Annotated in this window: 14 protein-coding genes and 3 pseudogenes; 10 read left to right on the top strand and 7 right to left on the bottom strand. The window is 57.5% G+C overall.

Translation table 11 applies throughout. The annotated features are described in order from the left end of the window. The 3 genes from E2L05_RS17625 to E2L05_RS17615 form a co-directional block, all read left to right on the top strand. On the top strand, window positions 1-734 hold a 734-nt coding region (locus E2L05_RS17625), incomplete at its 5' end, for an IS256 family transposase (RefSeq protein WP_133342215.1). A gap of 107 nt (window positions 735-841) precedes the next feature. Next, a complete protein-coding gene (locus E2L05_RS21180; protein ID WP_243722044.1) occupies window positions 842-4,072 on the top strand; it encodes an AAA family ATPase in 3,231 nt (1,076 codons plus the stop codon). Then, entirely contained in the window at window positions 4,072-5,385 is a 1,314-nt protein-coding gene (locus E2L05_RS17615; protein WP_133344128.1) for an McrC family protein, read from the top strand. The genes E2L05_RS21180 and E2L05_RS17615 overlap by 1 nt, the downstream gene beginning before the upstream one ends. Before the next feature lie 183 nt (window positions 5,386-5,568). Here E2L05_RS17615 and E2L05_RS21175 read toward each other — a convergent pair whose 3' ends face one another. Further along, window positions 5,569-6,462: a DUF1186 domain-containing protein gene (locus tag E2L05_RS21175; protein ID WP_341776758.1), complete on the bottom strand. Its 894-nt coding sequence runs from the start codon at window positions 6,460-6,462 to the stop codon at window positions 5,569-5,571. 33 nt (window positions 6,463-6,495) lie between these two features. On the opposite strand from E2L05_RS21175, the pseudogene E2L05_RS21355 reads away from it, so the two are divergent. After that, window positions 6,496-6,684 (top strand): annotated as a pseudogene (locus E2L05_RS21355) (phage head-tail joining protein); the annotation flags it as partial. Window positions 6,685-6,723: 39 nt separating this feature from the next. On the opposite strand, the pseudogene E2L05_RS21170 reads toward E2L05_RS21355, so the two are convergent. The 5 genes and pseudogenes from E2L05_RS21170 to E2L05_RS17585 all read right to left on the bottom strand — a co-directional run. Beyond that, a pseudogene (locus tag E2L05_RS21170) lies at window positions 6,724-6,897 on the bottom strand (IS21 family transposase); the annotation flags it as partial. A gap of 141 nt (window positions 6,898-7,038) precedes the next feature. Next, window positions 7,039-7,536, bottom strand: coding sequence for an anthrone oxygenase family protein (locus E2L05_RS17600; RefSeq protein ID WP_133344127.1), 498 nt, complete (start codon window positions 7,534-7,536; stop codon window positions 7,039-7,041). 65 nt (window positions 7,537-7,601) lie between these two features. Then, window positions 7,602-8,429, bottom strand: a complete 828-nt coding sequence (locus E2L05_RS17595) for an NAD(P)H-binding protein (RefSeq protein WP_133344126.1) — start codon at window positions 8,427-8,429, stop codon at window positions 7,602-7,604. Window positions 8,430-8,616: 187 nt separating this feature from the next. Continuing rightward, window positions 8,617-8,904, bottom strand: a complete 288-nt coding sequence (locus E2L05_RS17590; protein ID WP_133344125.1) for a DUF1330 domain-containing protein — start codon at window positions 8,902-8,904, stop codon at window positions 8,617-8,619. A gap of 118 nt (window positions 8,905-9,022) precedes the next feature. Next, on the bottom strand, window positions 9,023-10,021 hold the full coding sequence (locus tag E2L05_RS17585; RefSeq protein ID WP_133344124.1) for an AraC family transcriptional regulator: 999 nt from the start codon (window positions 10,019-10,021) through the stop codon (window positions 9,023-9,025). Window positions 10,022-10,969: 948 nt separating this feature from the next. Between E2L05_RS17585 and E2L05_RS17580 the strand changes: the two genes are divergently transcribed. From E2L05_RS17580 to E2L05_RS17565, 4 genes are read left to right on the top strand one after another with little or no spacing between them, the layout of a single operon-like run. Then, window positions 10,970-11,653: a hypothetical protein gene (locus tag E2L05_RS17580; RefSeq protein ID WP_165971800.1), complete on the top strand. Its 684-nt coding sequence runs from the start codon at window positions 10,970-10,972 to the stop codon at window positions 11,651-11,653. After that, a complete protein-coding gene (locus E2L05_RS17575; protein WP_133344122.1) occupies window positions 11,653-13,848 on the top strand; it encodes a DDE-type integrase/transposase/recombinase in 2,196 nt (731 codons plus the stop codon). Before E2L05_RS17580 ends, E2L05_RS17575 begins: the two co-directional genes overlap by 1 nt. Before the next feature lie 2 nt (window positions 13,849-13,850). Next, complete coding sequence (locus E2L05_RS17570; RefSeq protein ID WP_133344121.1) at window positions 13,851-14,825, top strand: TniB family NTP-binding protein; 975 nt, start codon at window positions 13,851-13,853, stop codon at window positions 14,823-14,825. Then, window positions 14,825-16,297 carry a TniQ family protein gene (locus E2L05_RS17565; RefSeq protein WP_165971799.1) on the top strand — a complete coding sequence of 491 codons (1,473 nt, stop codon included), beginning with the start codon at window positions 14,825-14,827 and terminating at the stop codon, window positions 16,295-16,297. The genes E2L05_RS17570 and E2L05_RS17565 overlap by 1 nt, the downstream gene beginning before the upstream one ends. Before the next feature lie 812 nt (window positions 16,298-17,109). Here E2L05_RS17565 and E2L05_RS17560 read toward each other — a convergent pair. After that, window positions 17,110-17,514, bottom strand: a pseudogene (locus E2L05_RS17560) (ATP-binding protein); the annotation flags it as partial. A 171-nt stretch (window positions 17,515-17,685) separates the two neighbouring features. Between E2L05_RS17560 and istA the strand changes: the two are divergent. Continuing rightward, entirely contained in the window at window positions 17,686-19,224 is a 1,539-nt protein-coding gene (gene istA / locus E2L05_RS17555; protein ID WP_133343487.1) for an IS21 family transposase, read from the top strand. A gap of 14 nt (window positions 19,225-19,238) precedes the next feature. Next, window positions 19,239-20,003 (top strand): IS21-like element helper ATPase IstB, encoded by a 765-nt coding sequence (istB, locus tag E2L05_RS17550; RefSeq protein WP_133343488.1) that lies wholly within the window; start codon window positions 19,239-19,241, stop codon window positions 20,001-20,003. The last annotated feature ends 115 nt before the right edge of the window (window positions 20,004-20,118 follow it).

The following is a 20,118-nucleotide window of genomic DNA, read 5'->3' as shown; positions in this document are numbered from 1 at the left end:
TCTACATCTGGGCTGATGGTGTCTACTTCCGCCCACGAATGGCTGAAGAAAAACAATGTGTCCTGGTGTTGATCGGCGCGGATGAATGGGGTCGAAAGGAAATCATCGGCCTTGCTGATGGCTACCGCGAAAGCACCCAAAGTTGGCGAGAACTGCTGCTTGATCTGCAACGACGCGGGCTCACCCACGCGCCTGACCTTGCCATTGGTGACGGTGCTTTGGGGTTCTGGCATGCGCTACGCGAGGTCTTTGGTGCCACGAAAGAACAGCGCTGCTGGTTCCACAAGACCGGCAATGTTCTGAACGCGATGCCGAAGTCCGTTCAGGCCAAAGCCAAAGGTCATCTGCACGATATTTGGCAGGCCGAAACCCGCGTGGATGCCGAGGCGGCCTTCGACTTCTTCGTCACAACCTACGGCGTAAAATACGACAAGGCCGTCGCTAAATTGACCAAAGACCGCGACGTGCTCTTGGCATTCTATGACTTCCCCGCTGAACATTGGAAGCACATCCGCACAACCAATCCCATCGAAAGCACCTTCGCCACGGTGCGGCATCGCACTGGTAAAACCAAGGGGTGCCTCAGCCGTAAAACCGGGCTCGCCATGGCCTTCAAGCTGATGATGTCAGCCCAGACAAAATGGCGCAAACTCGATGGTGCCAACCGCATGCCCGAAATCATCGAAGGGATTGAATTCAAGGACGGGATCAAGCAACTTCAAAGTGCCGCCTGATCACGCCGTCACCAACTTTCGGGCATAGCTCGGCGAAATGCGAGACAGTCGAGCAGATGCGACTGGTGAACGCGCTCTGCGCATTACCTGAATTTGGAGATTTTTGAATGTGGGATAGTCTCGAGGCACGCCTCGATGAAAATGAGCGCGACCGGCCCCTACCGCTGCGCCGGGCTCTTTCCGACGTGCTGCGCGGCTCGGGCCTGCACCTGGGCGGCGGTGTCACCAAGAAAATGGTGTCCTTTGAATTTGGCGCAGGTGAGCGCCTGCTGTGGGAAATACAGAATCCGGCCAACATCTTTCTTCATGCAAAGTGGCGCGATCGCGTCGAGGCGAGCGGCTTTGCCAGCGAGCTGCGGTCCTATCAGAGCGGCATGAAGGATGGTGGGCGGCATTCGGCCCTGAGCCGAGACTGGTCCTTTGGCGATGCTGATTGCATTTTCGTGCGGATCGATAATGCCGAAGCACTGCGCCGACTGCTCGAGGCATTGTTAAATTCTGAAGATGTGTTGGTTCTGAATCCGGCGGAGATCACGCGCTGGATCGAGCGCCTTCGCCATTTCTTTCCCGCCCTGGATCGCTTTGACCGGCCCGATCCGCATTTCGACGAGGCGGAGCGAACCTATAAGCTTGAGATTGCAGCCGAGCTCAAGGCAGCAATCACGCAACCCGGATCCGATCAGGATCTCGCCGCTGCCGTAAACACCGCGCTCGCCAAAAGCAATCTGCTGCAATGGCGCGCCTATTGGCCGATGTCGCCAAAGGGTGATGCGGATCGTGAAAAGCTCTGGCCCGCCTTGCGCAAGCTCGTTGATGCCGCGCTTGGCACAGCCGACGGTCACGCCTTGGCGCTGGAGGCCTTTGTCAACGCCTGGATTGCGGCTGTCCCGAACGGTAAGCCCGATCCGGCCCGTCAGATCGGCGAATTCCTGCTACTGCATCTCGCCCCTAACGAGGGCATCTATATCCGTCATTCCGTACGTCAGGATCTATGGCTGCAAGCTGTGGGCAGCCGGTTCCCCGATCACTCGTCGATGGCTGAAACCTATCGTGACGAATGGCGCTTCATGAAGGCGGTCCGCAGCGCTTTCGAGGCTCAGGGGCTGGCGCCACGCGACATGATCGATGTGCAAGGCGCACTGTGGGTCGTCCACAATTATAAGGAAGAGGACGCGGCATCCTTTTCGCGCGAAGCGATCGAGGCGGCGATGGACGCCTACGATAGCTATCGCCAATCGGGCGAGCACGCCGCGATTTTCGACGCCTTCGGCGAGTCGCGCGATTACTGGGTGCGCTCGACACGCGAGCGGCCAAACCGGGTCTACCCCTCCAAGCCGATCGTCGGGTTCGTCCAGAAGGTCGATGACCTCAATGGCGGTTGGAGCACGACGAAAAGCGCAGCGTCTTTCCTTCACAACGCCGGTTACATCATTGTCGATGCAGATGGCGCGCCGGTCACTCCGCCGCCGGAACGAAAGCATCTAATCTCGGGTGCCGACCGCATCCGCCTGTGCGCGCGCAACTACTATATCGAACTGGCTCGCGAGAACGGCGAAGCAGAAGTTGCCATACGAGCAGGCGATCTCGGCCACGACATCGGTCTGCACGATCGGCATCCGGCGATTTGTAGCGCGCTCGGGAGCGAGGAGTTCCAGAAGCTCGCGGAGGTTCCGCCCCCGACGCACACCCTGCCAAATCCCAGCAGTTCCACCGTCTTCACCTATAAGCTCGCCTCGGCGGAAGGGCACGAACCCATGACCTTTGAACCCATGACGGCAATGCCCACCGCCAGCAATCTCATCCTCTACGGCCCGCCGGGAACCGGGAAAACCTACGCCACGGCTTGGGAGGCGGTGCGCCTTTGCTTGGGCGGGAACGCGGCGGAGCCTTTGCGCCATGACCGCGATGCCCTGATGACCGAGTACCGCCGCCTTGCTGGTGAAGGTCGGATCGAGTTCGTGACGTTCCACCAGTCATTTTCCTATGAGGATTTTGTTGAAGGGCTTCGGCCGACGACAGGGAGCGAACAGGAAGGTGACGACGAGGGTGCCGGCACTTCCGGCGGTTTCAGCCTCAAGCCCCATGCCGGCGTATTCAAGATCATCAGCGAGAGGGCACGACTCGACACAGGCGATGCGCCGGCAAAGCGGCTCGACCGTTCGCGCCCAATCTACAAGATTGCTCTCGGTCAGCGCGGTAGCCAGGAAAGCCGAATTCGCGAAGGCCTCGATGGCGGATTGATCCATCTCGGCTGGGGCGGTGATATCGACTGGTCGGACGAGCGGTTCGACGATTTCGAAGAAATCCGAAAGGCGTGGAACGACCAAAAGGATCCCGATGCATCCGGCAAAGATCCAAATATCGAAATGATCTTCGCGTTTCGGTCCGGCCTTCAGGTCGGCGACTATGTGGTCATCTCCGACGGCCGTGACAGTTATCGCGCCTTCGGACGCGTGAGTGGCGAGTATTATTTTGATGCTGACGCCGACTTCCATTCGCATCGTCGCAGCGTTGAATGGATCTGGCGGGACGACAACGGAGCGGAGCGCGCACCTTTCTACGCCCGGAACTTCCGCCGTCAGTCGGCCTATCGCCTCGATCCGAACAAGATCGATTGGGATGCGCTGGAATCGGTGGTGATCGATCCCAATGCCGAGCGGCCGGTGGCCAGTGCGCGGCCGCACGTCCTCATCATCGACGAGATCAACCGGGCCAATATCTCCAAAGTCTTTGGCGAGCTGATCACGCTGCTCGAAATTGACAAGCGGCTCGGTTGCGAAAACGAAGTCAGAGTTCGGCTTCCCTATTCCGGGACGAGTTTCGGCGTGCCGGCCAACCTGCACATTATCGGCACAATGAACACCGCGGACCGTTCGATTGCGCTGCTCGATACCGCCTTGCGTCGCCGGTTTACCTTCCGCGAGCTGATGCCCGACGTTGAAGAACTGCGGCGGGCGCTGGCGGCGCGGCAGCTTGATGCCGCGAATCTCGAAGGGGTCGATCTGTGCAAGCTTCTGCGCACCCTCAACGAGCGGATCGAGTATCTTTTCGATCGGGAACACCAGATCGGCCATGCTTACTTCACAGGTTGCACGACCCGCGCTGATGTGGAGGATGTCATGCGCCACAAGGTCATCCCGCTTCTGGCGGAGTACTTTTACGAAGACTGGTCAAAGGTTGCTGCGGTGCTCGGCGATGGTGATGGTGCCAACGGCGCCCGTTTTCTCGAATCCATACGGTTGGCAGCGCCAGTCGGCTTCGCCAATGAAGATCTGGGCGGGGACAAGCGGCGTTGGAGCGTAAAGACCAGCTTTGATTTCTCGGACTTCGCAGCCTGATGCCCGCCTACACGGTTCGTGAGTGGGAAAAGCTCGCCTACGGCGAGGCCAAGGGTCAGATCACGGTGCACCATGCCGACCGACTTGCGGGGCTGGCGGCACGCTCGGCTTTCGCCGGACGCGGCGGCAGTGGGGTGCTCGAGCATGGCAGGAACGCGTTGCGTGCCCGCGGCGTGGTCGGGATTCTGGCATCGGGCGATGCAAGCCTGGAGATCCTGCCAAAGATCGATGTGGCGCCCGGTGCAACACCCGATCACGACAATGCCGCGATCCGGAAACGCTTGGTGCATATGCTTGCCTTAGCGCTTGATCTCAAGATTGACCTCGGTGTCATTACCGATCTCGCCTGGCAGCGCGAAACGCTCCTGGAAATCTTGATCCGTATCTTTTGCGACAAGCTGACCGAAACCCTTCGCAAGGGCATGCCGCGCCGTTATGTCGGGCAGGAAGAAGACTTGCCGACTTTGCGTGGCCAGCTCGATGTGAACCGTCAGTTCACCCGACATGCGGTCAATCCTTCACGTCTCGCCTGCCGTTTCGATCTTCTCTCGGAAGACACGCCGCTCAACAGGATCATGAAGGCGGCAGTGATTCACCTGTTTCGCCTCTCGCGGCGCAGCGTCAACCAGAAGCGCCTGCGCGAGCTGGCGTTTGTCTATGCTGAAATCGCCGACGTTCCGGTCCCAGCCCTGCGATGGGACGAGGTCGTCATCGATCGGACCAACCGGTCCTGGCGAGAGCTGTTCGCCATGGCGCGTCTCTTCCTGCATGACCGCTACCAGACGACGACAGGCGGAACGGGTGAGGGCACCGCGATGCTGTTCGAGATGAACGCACTGTTCGAAGAATATGTCGGACGGCTGATCGCTCGCGCAGTGGCGGGAACTGGACTTATCGTTTCGCTCCAAGGTGGACGCCTGTTCTGCCTCAGCACGCAGGACAGCGAACGCGGGCTGTTCCAGACCAAGCCCGACATCCTAATCCGCAGTGGTGGTACGGTAACCCACGTCATCGATACCAAGTGGAAGCGGATATCCTCGCGCATCGATGATCCGAAGCAAGGCGTCTCGCAGGCCGACGTGTATCAGATGATGGCCTATGCGCAGCTGTACCACGCGCCGCGATTGACGCTGCTCTATCCCCATCACCCCGGCCTCGGAACCGAAGACGTTGTTCACGCCCGCCATCGCATCGTCGGCCATGCCACAATCCTTGAGACCGCCAGCATAGACGTGGCGAACAGTGAAAACATACTTGATCGCATCCGACGATTACTTATCGGCGATGAAGCCATGGTCGGAGCCACTGGCTGACCGAGCTAGAGACCCGCTTTGCAACACAAAAACGTCGTCTTGAAATGTGAAGAAGGTTGGACGTCAGACCCATCCGCTCCGCAACTATCCCCATTGCGAACCAGTGACACCGCCCTGCACCGTGCACTCAAGTTACATGAGGTGAAGGGTCTGGAAACGCAGGGTCATTTTTGCCTGGCCGGTTCAATGCAGACAGCATTTCTTGAACTTCTTGCCGCTGCCGCAGGGACAAGGGTCGTTGCGTCCAAGTTTGTCAGGTGTCTTTGTGAGGGCCTCTGTCCAGGGGGCCACGCGCAAGGCGTTGTCAACTTTGCGGGTCTTCTGCTGGGCAAGAAACGCATCAGTATAACAGTGCCATTTCGACAGCTCATCGATGGCATTGGTGATCAGAGCATTCTGGTAACGACGGTTTGCGGGAGAAACATCTTCGTTGAGAGTGGCTTCCATATCCTCAAGGAAATGCCCGAAATCGCAATACTCTTTCGGGATCAGGCCCTGATCAAAAATCTCGCGCACGGGCTCCGACATGTCCTCGAGCCCGAGGGTGGCAATGGCGTCCATCCAGCCGGTCAGCACGTCCGTGGGTGCCTTGGGGCAGCGCTGGCGAAAGGTCCGGAAGTAATCCTCGATCATGTGGCGTTGAGCGGGGTGCTGTTGTGCGATCAAGACGAGGGCGCTGATCAGCGAAGACCGCGCGAACTCGTCAGCCTTCCTGTCCTCGATCGCGTCGAACACGGGCTGCAAGTCACCGTCAAATGTTCCAGCGACAACGCGAAAGCTCGTTTCGGTGACAGCGTCCCCTAAGAGATGGTCGATGACCTTTGTTGGGCGACGGAGTATCTGAACCAAAGGGCGATAGGCACGCGGATCCTGCCATTCGCCCAGCATGTGGAAGATCGGAATCAAAGCCATCAGATCGGCGTCTTTCATCGCCGGGATACGCTGATGTGCGAGGCGGGCTACGAGATCGATGAAGACTGGCGCCATTTCTTCGCGCCGTGTGCCTGCCTCGGCCATGGCGGTTTTCGGAAAAATGTCGTCGCGCGCGAGATCGCGCATGATTTCGGTCGGGGTCATGCTTTTGCCCTCACTCGGGATTCGGTTGGCTCAATGAAACATATTCCCAAGTCAGGTCAATTTCAGATGCCGACATTGACGGAACTCCATAGTCGCCGCGAGACCTTGGCTGTTCAGCGTGCCTCAGGCGTGGCGCGTGTCAGTTACGACGGAAAGACGGTGGACTATCGCAGCGTTGCGGAAATCGACCGGGCCATCGAGGCGCTTGACCGCGAGATTGCCGTTGCCTCGCGCCTCAAGGTGGTCGAGGCCGCCGGCTATGACCAGGGAGGTCGGGGATACCCGTTTGCTGTGCTCGACAAATCCATCGAAGGCCGGTGGCAGCGCCATGAGCGTAGGCTTCTTTGCCTTCCAAGTATCGGCAATCGTTCCCAGCAACTCTCGGTGCTGTGTCTCGGCCCAAAGGGCGATACAGCGATCCTCCAACCATTGGTGTTGATTTTCGTGTTGGATTGACCCAATTTTTCATTTGGTGCTGCCCCCTCTGAAACATGATAATCTTATGAAAAGTAAACGGAATTCTTGATTCCAGTGGGTTGCGGCGTTTCGGAAAACTGGGTCAATTCCTCGCAGAATTCAACAGCTCTGGGTCATCCAGAGAAGTCCGAAGAGAAGCTGCGCAGCGGAAACAGCACTGGCGAAGGTCCGCACCGAGTTCCAGAACGTCCATCGAGGGATATAGGTCTGGAGCCAGTAGTCACGTGTGGTGTCCAATGACATTTCCATACCCGCGAGGGCCTCGTTCATGGGAACGTTGAAGAAGACGGTGACGCCGAAACAGCCGATGAGATAGACCAGCCCAGCCATCATGATCAGCGTGCCCACGGGGCCCGAGAGGCCAAAGGCTCCATAGCCTGCAACGATCACCGAAACCGCCGCCATGCCGAGGAATAGCGCCATGAACACCCAGCGAAAGACCTCGCGGTTGATGACCTGCATGGCCTCGACGCCGCCATGGCCGCCTGTCAATGCGAGAGACCGCATTATGAAGTCGGAAAAGGCGAGAAACACACCGCCCACGAGGGCATAAGCGATGATTGCGAACTGCATGAGAAAGAAGAAGGCAGTCGACATTTTCGGAACTCCTGATGAGGGTGATGCGGCAGGAAAGCCCTGCCTCCTGCCGCATGTTGAGAGGGTCAGGCAGCGGCAGACCAAGCGTCTGCGGCCATGGCGGTCTGTGCAAACTCTGCGAAGTCTCGCGGTTTGCGACCCAAGGCGCGCTCGACACCGTCTGCCGTATAGGCGTTCCGGCCATCCAGTGTCTCTCGAGCGATTTGGGTAAAAACATCGGCGACGAAATCATCGCCGGAGGCCGCGACATTGGCATGGAACTCCTCGAAGGTGATCGGAATATGCTGAATGTGGCGATCCAGCGTCGTGGACAGCACCTCGGCCATTTCGGCGAATGTCATCAGGCGCGGGCCAGTGACTTCGTAGCGTTCGCCAATATGGCCCTCTTCGGTCAGGGCCGCGACCACCACGTCGGCGATGTCGTCAATGTCGATGATCGGTTCACGCATATCACCGCCAGGCATCGGCAGCACGCCGCCGAGGATCGGGTCACGCAGATAGCCTTCGCTGAAGTTCTGAGCGAACCACGCCGCCCGCACGATGGTGAAGGGCAGGCCAGAATTGCGGACGATGTCTTCGCCCATGCTGGCGAAGTGTTCGCCGCGACCGGAAAGGAGGACAATGTGTTGTAGTCCGCTTTCGACGGCAACCTTGGTAAAGGCCTCTAGTTTCTCGACTGCGCCGGGGAAAGCAAGATCTGGGAAGTAGGTAACATAGGCCTTTGAAACTCCGCTTACTGCTGGTGCCCAGCTTGCCGGGTCTTCCCAATCAAACGGGGTCTCGGACCGCCGGGCACCGCGCCGGACAGTGACACCTTTGGCTTCGAGCTTGCTGACGACGCGGGAACCGGTCTTGCCGGTGGCGCCGATAACGAGGATGGGTTGGTCAGTCATATTCTGTCTCCTTGGTTCAAGTTGATGACCAAGGTTTAGAAAGACGGACGGTCTCGGGTATTGACCGCGCTTGCCAAGGTTTTGACATCTGCTGCCAACCCGATGTCGCGTCGGATCACACCGCAAAACGAACAGCGGCGCTGGAATGCCCAACGCCGCTCTTTTAGGTCACAGTGTACTGGGATGCTTAGTCTGTCTCATAGAGCGTGAATTGCATCTCCGCGGCTTCTTCTCGAAGAGATTTGCAGGCCGTGTACTCCGGCGAGGCAAACCATGTCTTGGCCGATGCGACATCCGGAAAGCGAACCATGGCAACGGATTGCTTTTCTTCTTCCCCAACCAGCGCGCCAACCTTTTCGCCCATGGCGACGAACTCGCCACCGTGAGCCAACACGGTCGGGCCCGCCGCGGTGGCATAGGCGTTCATTTTTTCGGCATTTTTTACGTCGAAGCGTGCAACGATAAGTGCGGTCATTTTAGGTCTCCTTGGTTCAAGTTGATGACCACGGTTTAGAAAAACTAGGAGGTGCCGGTCTTGACTGCGCTTGCCACGGTTTTGACATTCGCGGCCAATACCGTGGATGGAGGGAACCTTATTTGAGAGACTTCCGATAGGTTGCCGGCGTCACACCCATCCACCGTTTGAAAGCGCGGTTGAAGGCGCTTTGCTCGGAATACCCGGTGAGAAATGCAATCTCGGACAGCGCGTAGCGTTCTTCCTGCAGCATGGCTGTGGCGATTTCGCGGCGGGTTTCCTCTGTCAAAGTCTGAAAGCTGAGCCCCTGTTCCGCGAGACGCCGGTGAAACGACCGGGCGCTCAGGCCCAGCCTGCGCCCGATATCTGCCATCTTGGGCAGACCTTCGCTAAGCGCGCGCGCAATTTCATCCTTTGTCTGCGTTTGCAAAGCAGGTGTGTAATCGATCTGCGCCAGTTCCTGATCGAGATGGGAGACAAGAAATCGCGTGATCCCCTCATCCCCTAGGACATTGGGATCGGAAACAGACTGACGAGAGAGCAGCATCGCATCCTTGTCTGCTCCGAAATGAACGGGACAGCCGAAATAAGCTTCGTGGTGTTCGATCGTTTTGGGCGCCGCATGTTTGAAATAAACCTCGATCGGAGCAAACGGTCTCGGCGACACCTGCCGACTGAGCGAAACGCCACTGGCAAGATCAGCCTCTATCGAGATGCGCATTCCGAGACGACGTATACCCTCTCGGTGCTCAACAAAAAGCATGCCTTCGTCCGCCTCCTCCAGTTCGTATTTAGTGAAGCTGCTCCAGAGGCGCCCGTATCGCGCCACACGGGAAAACGAGCCAAGAAGATTAGGCGCGGATTTCCAAGCAAGGCCGAGGGCACCGTATTCGTCCGGTCGCATCGCGTCACCAACGATCAATGGCAAATGCGTTATGTCCATCTGCTCGGCCATCAACTCGATCATGCCGTAGTAGTCATCTTCGTCGAGCATGTGCTTAGGATCCCATGCGCCATCCGCATCAACGCCAACGGATGCCAGCACTGCGCTGGCATCAACAGCATTATCTACAACGCCGACGACCTTTCGAGCAAAGAGAGACGTAACCTGACCCATGGAATTAGGCTAAGCCAGTCGAAAGCACGATCCAAGCCTTCCAAAAGCAAAACAGCCATTCCCTAAATTGATGGATGGCAGCTTCGTCCGCTGCCCTGTCGTTGCCGGGGTAAAAGCGCTGTGCTCTGCTCGAGTGGGTACAAACGCAGACCATCTACTGACTTCCTCGAAAAAAAAGCGCAGGGTGACGCAACGTTATCTTTTCGAATGCGTGCAACGGGAGGCGAAAACTTCGTCTTCTGCCGTCCTCAATGCCTCAGAAAGCGCGGAATAATCCACGTTCCCAGTCTCCTGCGAAAAGCGTGACATCATTATTTTTCACAAAGTTATCAATGTGTTGACGAATCTTCGCGGGAGCTGCAAGCATTCTCCGTGCCGAAAGCTTCAGCGCCGCAAGAAAAAAATGTGGACAAGTGAATTTTTAGATTCGGGTTTTTCACAAGACGGGTGAATATTAGGAGCATCGATCATTAGACGGTGAGCCCCGAGACAAGGAGCAAAGATAAAAGCAAAAGAAAAACCCGGCCAAAGGCCGGGCTGAGTCGAGACGGGAAAACCCGCCTTATTAGCAACAACAACTCTAGCAGCGCCGAAACGGCGCGCAAGGGTTTCCTCGCCTCGACGCAAAAACACTCCCGGCGCAGTCCTTGCGCCGGACCTGTCGACTTGCGCTTGAAAAAGGAGAGATCGCGCATGGATGCAAATACAACTCAGCCAGATTTTGGCTACCGCACGATGTGTGCGTTTCACTTCCTTAAGGGGATTCGAACCTGGTCCGGAAACGGAGACAGATCCCCGCCGCACGGAAGGAAGCTCGCATAGCCAAGGCAGAAACTGCCGCTCTTCACTCGTTCGCAGTCACAGCCTGACCGGCAGCGAAGAGAACAGGTCTGTTACTTAACGCAACCCAAAGGACGCCTGCCATGACCGGCAGGTGATGGAGAAGTCATGTCTAAAACCAAACGACATTTCAGGAAAACACCGGCGAAGAGCCGGGCTGTACGAAAAATTGTGAAGTCCTCCAAAGGACACTTCGTTGGAGAACTGGTCTACGACAATATCAACGGTCGCCCCCAACGTCTCGGCTTTGGAAGCTACACGGAATTCAAGGTCGCGATCTGTTTGATTTATCGAGACGATTTCGCTGACCTCGAAGAACAACTGGCACCTTTGCCCTTCACGCACCCTACTGGAAGGGCCAGTAGCCACTTTTTCGATTTCCGCTACACGACAAAGGGCGGGCAACGGATCTGCATTTCCGTGAAACCGGAACGGATCGCCAAAACCTTTGTCTATCAACAGGTGATCGACTCTGTGAGGGCCGCTGCGGTGGGGAATATCTGCGACGTGGTGGCAACGGTCACTGAACGTAACATCAACCCTGTCGAATTACATAATGCGGAACTCTACCATGCGGCTCGGAAGCCCGATCCCGTTTTTGATGCCGTCATTCTGGAGGCACTGAATGACCTCGATGGGCCGGTTTCGATCAACCAGTTCCTTTCGGACATCGGCGTTTACGGCGGGGGCTTTTTCAGCGTTGTAAGAGCCATCCGGGCGGGGCATGCGCGCCTGTTCGTCCCTGAAGAAATCCGGGGCAAAACCCTGATAGAACGCGCGAGGGTTGCATAATGTCGGCTGCGTTAAGGAAAAAGGTCAAAGTTCTTCTAGAAAAGGATTGCGAGTTTGCGATCGGCATCCGTAAAGGGCGCGTTCTCGAGAAGCGTTCAGAGGGGTATCTGATTTTTTGGGAGCCGTGGATCGACCCAGATACGGGTGAATGCCACGAAAGTAACACTTCGGTCGCACCCTTCGAACTCATTGCCAACGAGAACAAATATGGCACCCTGAAGATTCTACGTCGGCCGCTGTCCAAGTCTGTGTGTCAAAGCAGGCCCCGGCGCAGCGAGCGCCTCCCGACTGAGATCGCGCGTCAGCGGTTCAGGAAACAATTTGTTCTCGCAATCCAAGACATGCTCGACAGTGGGGACCTCAAGCTCGTCCGCGACGACTTCTGCAGGAATATTAATCGGATCGTCGCAAAGGGAATGACGCGATACAGCGAGTACTTAGCTGCGCAATCACGGCGTCAGAACAAGCGCGGTGGGGCCAGAACTCAGAAAGCCAGTACAGAAACCGATAGGGTCGTCGAGTTCCACCAAGGGTTTAAATCCGGACAGACAATGTGGAATTGGTACTGGCAGTGGCAGGCTGATGGCGATGACGGTCTTTTCGATAAGTATCGAAACTGTGGCAACTACAAACGCCATGACGACGCGACGGACGCATTTATTGTTAGTGTTCTCAACATTCTATGGGATCAGGAACGGGCAACCATCAAATCCATGGTGGAAAGCGTTCAGGCCGCAATAGATGCGGAAAACGAGCAGCGCGAGCGGTTGCCCGTACCCGCGGCAAAGATGAATAAGGTTGGGTACGACTATATCCTTAGCCTAATAAAGGAGCACGCCCCGCTAGATCACAAGATCCGGAAGAGCGGCTGGAACAAGGCATACAAAGACCTGCACACACTTGGCATGGGCATCGAGACCTCGCGCGCATTGCAGCGCGTTGAGATCGACGAATACACTGTCGATCTGTTCGTACTGATGCAAAGCACCGGGCTTTTCGATCATTTGCCAACGTCGATCATGCAGGTCCTACAATTGGACGGCAAGGCACGGCGCGTCACGTTGTCGGCTGCCCTTGATGTTCACACACGTTGCTTCCTCGCCCTGCAGATTGTGCCTGAGGGCATTGAAAATCCGCTCAGGCACACGCTTGAAATGATCTACACGGACAAGAATCCGATCGCTGACGCGGCAGGCGCCAAGTTTGGCTGGCCGATGTGCGGGGCGCCTGAGACTATCGTACTCGATCGCGGCGCCGCTTACATCACAGATGATGCCTATGACGTGCTTGCCAGCCTTGGGATTACCAACCTCGGCGCACCTGCGGGCAAGCCATGGCTGAAACCGTACATTGAACGTGTCTTTCGGACGATCCACAACGATCTGCTGCTCAGGTTCTCAGGGCGTGCATTCAGCAACGTGGTTGAACGCGGTGATAATGATCCTGCCAATCGTGCGACGCTGACTCTCGAAGCTTTTCTCGTCTGGCTCGTGCGGTGGACTGTCGACGCCTATCACACCCGAACCCATTCTGCTTTGGGCATGTCCCCTAACCAGGCGTGGGAGCGGGCGACGAGGGAATGTGAACCGCGCTCGCTGACCAGCGAAGAAATGCGTGAAGCATTCGGTGTTCGTGCGCGGCGTAAGCTCACCCGTCAAGGGCTTCGAGTGGCCAATATCGACTACCAGGCGGATGCCCTTATGGAAAAGTTTCTGGATTCGAATGCCGAATACTTCGACATTCTCCGGTGGGACGGCGACGTCGGAACAATCAGTGTGCGGTGTGATGACGGTCCTTGGACGACCGTGCCAGCATGCGAAGACAGATGGATCGGTAAGACCGACACTGATTTGAGGGTTTGGCTCCAAGAGCTTGCCGTTACCGATGATGAAGAGCGCATAGGGCGACGTGATTTTCTCAACGCAGCAAACAAGGAATCCGCTCGCTTAAAGCAGTTGATGGGATTGATCTCCCTGCCAAAGACACCCGCTGAACTCACAAAGGATGTTCAGCGATTCATGCGGCACGCAGATACCGCCGAGCGCCGTCACGCTGCAGGATCCTACAGCGAACTTTTAGCAGACATCGACACCGAGGTGGATGTCGAAGCCGAACAGCACATCCGCGAAAACGCGTCCGAACACGTCGGTCTCGACCGTGGAAGCGATGATCAAGAAGAAGATTCAATGGAGTAGACATGAACGACATGACGACAACTCACCCGGTGACCATCACCGAAAAGCTACAATGGCTGGAAAACCGATACTGGAAGTTCGGCGAGGAAGAAAACCTTGACGACCATTTGCATGACATTTTCGAAGTCGATGATGATGGACAAAGGACGGCACAGCCTCGGCTCGACCCCCTAACTCGTGAGACCAGGGGGCTTATGGTCCTTGGGGCCTCTGGCAATGGTAAGACGGCGCTCTTGATGCGCGCCTTGCGCGCAGACGCTGTCTTGACCGAATTCAAGATCGATCAAGGTGGCAATACGCTATTTATCACGGTGCCGCCGGAAGCAACGATCAAGAAGCTGGCCGAGATCATCCTCGCAAAGACGGGCTACACGAAGGTGGATGCAAAGCTCCGGGCTGCAGATGCATGGGAAATCGCGCGACATCGTTTCGGGCTGGTCGGCATCAAGACACTGGTGATTGATGAGTGTCATCATATTCTCCGTTCGGGCCCCGGTCGTGACATTCCTGCGGCCATTCAAGCGCTGAAACACATCATGCAGTCGGAGCATCGCGTGGCGCTCATCATCTCAGGCGTCCCTGGTTTGAAGAATGCGATACTGGCGGAACCTACCGGCGAAACCATGCGGCGCTTCAACGAGCTTCCTCTCTCGAGAATCCGCACCGGGAGCAAGAGTGCAGCAATGTTCGGCAGGAACTTCTTGAAATCCGCGAACACCCTCGGAGTGCATGTCGATGCAGAAGATGCGCTTCCTGAACGCATACTCTTTGCCGAGTACGGTCAGGTCGGAAAGAGCGTTGAACTGGGCAAGGAAATTTTGCGCGCGGCAATCACGCGGAAGTGCGCTGCAATCACTCTTGAAAACGCCGAGCGCGTGTTCAAGAAATCCAAGTCCGGGCTCGATATGACACCGTTTCATGCAGCCGATTGGAATGTTGTGAAGGCAGAGCTGAACGCCATCGGATGGGGACAGTGATGAGTCTCTGGCCAGTTCTCCCTTTCCATCCTGAAGAGACGCTCCTGTCGTATTCCGACCGGCTGGCCATGTTGCACACCGGTCGTGGGATGGACCGGCTTCTCAGGGATATCGGCATCAACACAGAGCATTTCACCTCAGGACGCGAAGCTGCTGTCGCGAGGTTTGCGGAGGCTGTCGGGCTGCCCCTTGAGGCGCTGCAGCAAGCATCAATCCGTGTGTCACAGCGTGTTGCATCTTTCCGGGGCGAGGACATCTCCAAGTCATTCCTGAGTCCGCGCGCGGCCCGCTATTGCCCGGCTTGCCTTGAAGAGGAGGGTCACAGGACTGATCGCCGGTTTCGTTTGATCTGGGGCTTTCGCCATGTTGCTCGGTGCGAACGACATTCCCTTTGGCTGGTGAATTCGCCCTGCGCGAATGAGACCAACCTCCGTCTTGCTTTGGGAACATCGCCGCTTGGTGCAGCGCTGTCCGTTAGTTCCGAAACGCCGGACTATCTGAAATGGCTTCGGACGCGTCTCCATTTCGGACCCCGTCTCGGCGCTTCTTGGATGGACGATCAAACCACTGAACAGGTCCTAGCCGCGTCCGAAATGCTTGGCGGAATTTTACAACACGGGCACAAGGTTGCCCTGAGGAAGCTGACCCCAGGCGAAACCGAGGAAGCCACGGATATAGGTTTTTCCATCTACTGCGAAGGACCAGCCGCAATCGAGGAAGCGCTGGATACGATACGCCGGAACTCGTCGGCGACCGCAGTCCAAGCGGGTCCTTTAGCTTACTATGGGAAGCTCTTCGAGTGGCTGGACCGTCGGAGCAACGCGTTGGACCCGGGGCCCATCCGTGACATCCTGCGCAACCATATTGTCAAGCACTCGGCAATCGAACCCGGCACCAAAGTTCTCGGCGTCGAAATCGCGGAGCGGCGATATCATACTCTGCACAGCCTATCCGCGACTGTAGGTGTCGAGCGGCCGCGCCTATCGCGTCTTCTGAAAAAACTTGGCGAAATCCCGGAGGAGGCCACCGAGTTGGAGAGCGGAAACATGTTGTTCGAGGCCGCTAGGACTGTGCCACTGATCGAAGCCTTTTCGACCGCTATCCCGTTGCAGGACGTCCCCTTATATCTAGGAGCTACCCGGCGTCAGGTAGACATTCTATATCGCGTCGGCATCGTTAAGCCTCTGATCCCGAGAACTGGTCGAGGCTCGGTCCGCCACATTGTCTTTGCTCGTTCGCAACTTGACGTGCTTCTGGATCGGATAGCCGAGTTGCCGAAACTGGACGACATAGATGAAGCAAAATTCCTTCCGATATCCTTTGCCTGCCAGAGAGGGGCGGGTCGTTTCGAGGACTTGTTCTGTAAAATTATTGATCTTCAGATCCCGGGGTTTCGGCGTTCCGGAAAAGTCGGCATTGGTGCAATTTACGTTGATGTCGAAACGCAGACTTTGAAAAAGAAATCCATCTGACACCCCGGAAAATCTTTAAACATTGGGCTCGCTTCGGCGGGTCTTTTTTGTCTTGCCCGGAATTCGCGGGATCTTTGCCCAATTTCAGCGGGATCTTTGGTCGGGCTTTGGGCTGGAGAAATTTAAGACATTGATAATGTGAGATTTTTATGGCTCATTCGAGATAACTTTGGCCGGATTTTCAAAGGATGTAAATCGGGGTAAAGTTGTCTCGGAATCGGGTTAAAGATCGCGCGAACACGGGGCTGAATCAATATACCGTGTTCGCTTTGGATTGATGTGCTATATCTTGTGATTACCAATGCGGTCGATGGTTGCTGGTGTGGCGATCAAAGTTACTCCCAAGAACGAGCGTAGTTCGGCCCAGAATACTCAAAATCGGTGCAGGGCTGGCTACTCAACCCTCTATTGGCTGTCTCAAGACAAATCCAAATGGCGAGATTGCACCGGCGGTTCGAATCCTCGCCGCTCCGACACTTGCCCTAGTGAAACGATTCTCCCGAACCGTCTTCGGCCGGAGTTTTCCGTTATATTCAAAGGTTATGGGGGAGGGGCTGAGCACTGGCCTCGGTCCAAGGATGGCCCAAAGCGTTCTCTCTGGGCGAGATTCTCTAGACCTCATGACTGCGCCGTTTTGACGTGTCAACGGCGGCGTGAAAGTGAGCCAAAGGGCAGCGCAAAATGTTGCCACTTTGGGGCTGGGATAATCAGCGTGTAGCCGAGCGCCAGCATCCGTGCAGCCGCGCTTGTCATATAGCTGGCGGTTGCCCGGATGCTTTGGCCCGTCAGGGCCAATTTGTGCGGATTGAAGTTTAGGTTTTGGGCGTTGCTTGACGCGCCTTGCTCTGGCCAAGGCGGTAGCTTTCGCCGTTCATCTCGAGGATGTTGACGTGGTGTGTCAGGCGGTCGAGGAGTGCGCCTGTCAGGCGTTCTGACTCAAATGTTTCTGTCCATTCGTCGAATGGCAGGTTGCTTGTGATCAGCGTGGAGCCGCGCTCGTAGCGTTGGGAGATCAATTCAAACAGCAGTTCGGCCCCAGTTTTTCTCAATGGCACAAAGCCCAGCTCGTCGATGATCAGCAGCTTGCAACCCACCATCTGCTTTTGAAGCCGTAGCAGGCTGCGTTCGTCTCTGGCTTCCATCAGCTCATGGACGAATGCGGCGGCGGTGACAAATCCAACGGACAGGCCTTTCTGGCATGCTGACAGGCCAAGGCCTGCGCGTTTCGCGTGATGGCGGGCACTGATTTCAGCTGATTGTGGGCACTGATTTCGCGGGAAGGCGGGCGCGGATTTCACGCGATCGCGGGCACTGATTTCACGTGATCATGGGCAGGACTGGTCGACGAACTGAAGATACTCCCCCTCCGTATCAACAGGAGGGATGGAATGCCGACAGGACGTTTGACCATGCGCCGGATACGGGACGTATTGCGATTGAAGTTTGCCCAAGGGCTGAGCGAGCGGTCGATTGCCGCGTCGCTCGGGCTTGGGAAGGGAAGTGTGGGCACCTATCTGCGGCGGGCTCGCGACGCGGGCCTGAGGTGGCCGCTTCCCGATGGGTTGGACGACGACAGCCTTGAACTGTTGCTGTTCCCGTCCTCGCCGAGCGTGCCGGATCCGGATCGCCCTGTTCCGGACTGGGCCGCGATGGACAAGGAGCTGCGCAAGCGCAGTGTCACCAGGATGCTGTTGTGGGAGGAATACCGGGCGCAGCATCCGGGCGGGTTCGGATACACGTGGTTCTGTACGCATTTCGACGCCTGGAAGGGGCGTGTCCGCCCAAGTATGCGGCAGACACATGCGGGCGGTGAGAAGGTGTTTGTCGATTACGCGGGCGACACGATCGACATTGTCGATCCAGAAACTGGCGAAGTGCATGCGGCGAAGCTGTTCGTCGCCACCATGGGGGCGTCCAGTTACACCTACGTCGAAGCTGTTGCCTCGGAAGGGCTGGAAGACTGGATCGGTGCCCATACCCGGATGTTCGCCTATCTGGGCGGCGTGCCCAAGGCGGTGGTCCCGGATAACCTCAAATCCGCTGTCATCAAACCCGACCGCTACGATCCCGGGTTGAACCGGACCTATGCCGAGATGGCAGAGCATTACAGCACCGCGATTCTGCCCGCGCGTGTGCGCAAGCCCAAAGACAAAGCCAAGGTCGAAGTGGCGGTGCAGGTGGCACAACGCTGGATCCTCGCGCGGTTGCGCAATCACAGGTTCTTCTCCCTCGCCGAACTGAACGCCGCGATCCGGCCTCTGCTGGACGATCTGAACACCCGGGTCATGCGCGATTACGGTGCAAGCCGCGCCGATCTGTTCGCCACGCTGGACCGCCCGAGCCTGCAACCGCTGCCCGCCGATCCCTATGTCTTTGCCAGATGGAAGCGAGCCCGTGTTGCACCCGACTACCATGTCGAGGTTGACCGGTGCTGGTATTCGGTACCCTTCAGCTTGATCCGGCAGGAGGTCGACGTCCGCGCAACCCATTCCACGGTCGAAGTTTTCCACCGTGGCAAACGCATCGCCAGCCATGTCCGCAACCCTGGGCGGCGCAGCCACGTCACGGTGCCCGATCACATGCCGTCATCGCACCGCCGCCATGCGGAATGGACCCCGGCGCGCGTTCTGGCCAGCGCTGAGAAGCTTGGGCCCTCGGTCGCCGCGTTTTGTCAGATCGTCATGGAAGACAGACCGCACCCCGAGCAGGGCTTCCGCACCTGCATGGGCGTGCTGTCGCTGGCCAAAAGCTATGAACCTGACCGCCTTGATGCCGCCTGTCGCCGGGGCGTCGCCATCAAGGCGCGGTCGGTATCCTCAATCCGGTCAATCCTGAAGAACGGGCTCGATCAGGCGTTCCTGGAACCAGACGCTGACGAGCTGCCGCTGCAGCACCCCAACATACGCGGCCAGAAGTATTACCACTGAAAAGGAGACATCCCATGCTGACACATCCCACATCCGACCGGCTGGAGGCCCTTGGCTTCACCGGCATGGCCAAGGCGCTCGACGAACAGCGTCGCGCCTCCGCCATGTTCGAAAGCCTCAGCTTCGAAGAGCGACTTGGATTGCTGGTCGATCGAGAGGCGGCAGAACGTGATGCCAAGAAGCTGGCCACGCGGCTGCGGTTTGCCGCGCTCCGCCATGCGGCTTGCGTGGAAGACATCGACATGCGCAGTCCGCGCGGCATCGACACATCCGTCATGGCGCACCTCATCGACAGCGGCTGGATCGACCGGCATGAAAATCTGCTCATTACCGGCCCGACCGGGCTTGGGAAAAGTTGGATCGCCTGCGCGCTTGGCCACAAGGCGTGCCGCGACGACCGCCGCGTGATGTATCACCGTGTGCCCCGGCTCTTTCAGGCGCTGGCCATCGCCAGGGGCGACGGGCGCCACGCCCGTGTCCTGAAATCCATCGAACGAACCGAGCTGCTGATCCTCGACGACTGGGGTCTATCGGTGCTGACCGCCACCGAACGCCGTGACCTCCTGGAAATCCTCGAGGACCGCCAGGGCCGCGGCTCCACCATCGTCACCAGCCAGTTGCCCGTCGATCAATGGCACGAGGCCATCGGCGACCCAACCCTTGCCGATGCTATTCTCGACCGGCTGGTTCACAACGCCCACCGCCTCGCCCTATCCGGAGAAAGCATGCGAAGAAAGATGAGCATCACAAAACCGCTTGACCCAACCGATCAGGCCTGACTCAATGCACCTAGTCGACCAGCCTGCCCACGACCGTGAAATGGCTGCCCACGATGGCCTGAAACGCGTGCCCGAGATCGCGTGAAATCACTGCCCAAGTTCCGCGAAATACGCA

Origin of the sequence: Meridianimarinicoccus aquatilis (assembly GCF_004358675.1) — a bacterium.
Lineage (GTDB): Bacteria > Pseudomonadota > Alphaproteobacteria > Rhodobacterales > Rhodobacteraceae > Meridianimarinicoccus > Meridianimarinicoccus aquatilis.
Note: the sequence above shows the minus strand (reverse complement) of the source record. Positions and strands in the feature narration are given on the sequence as shown.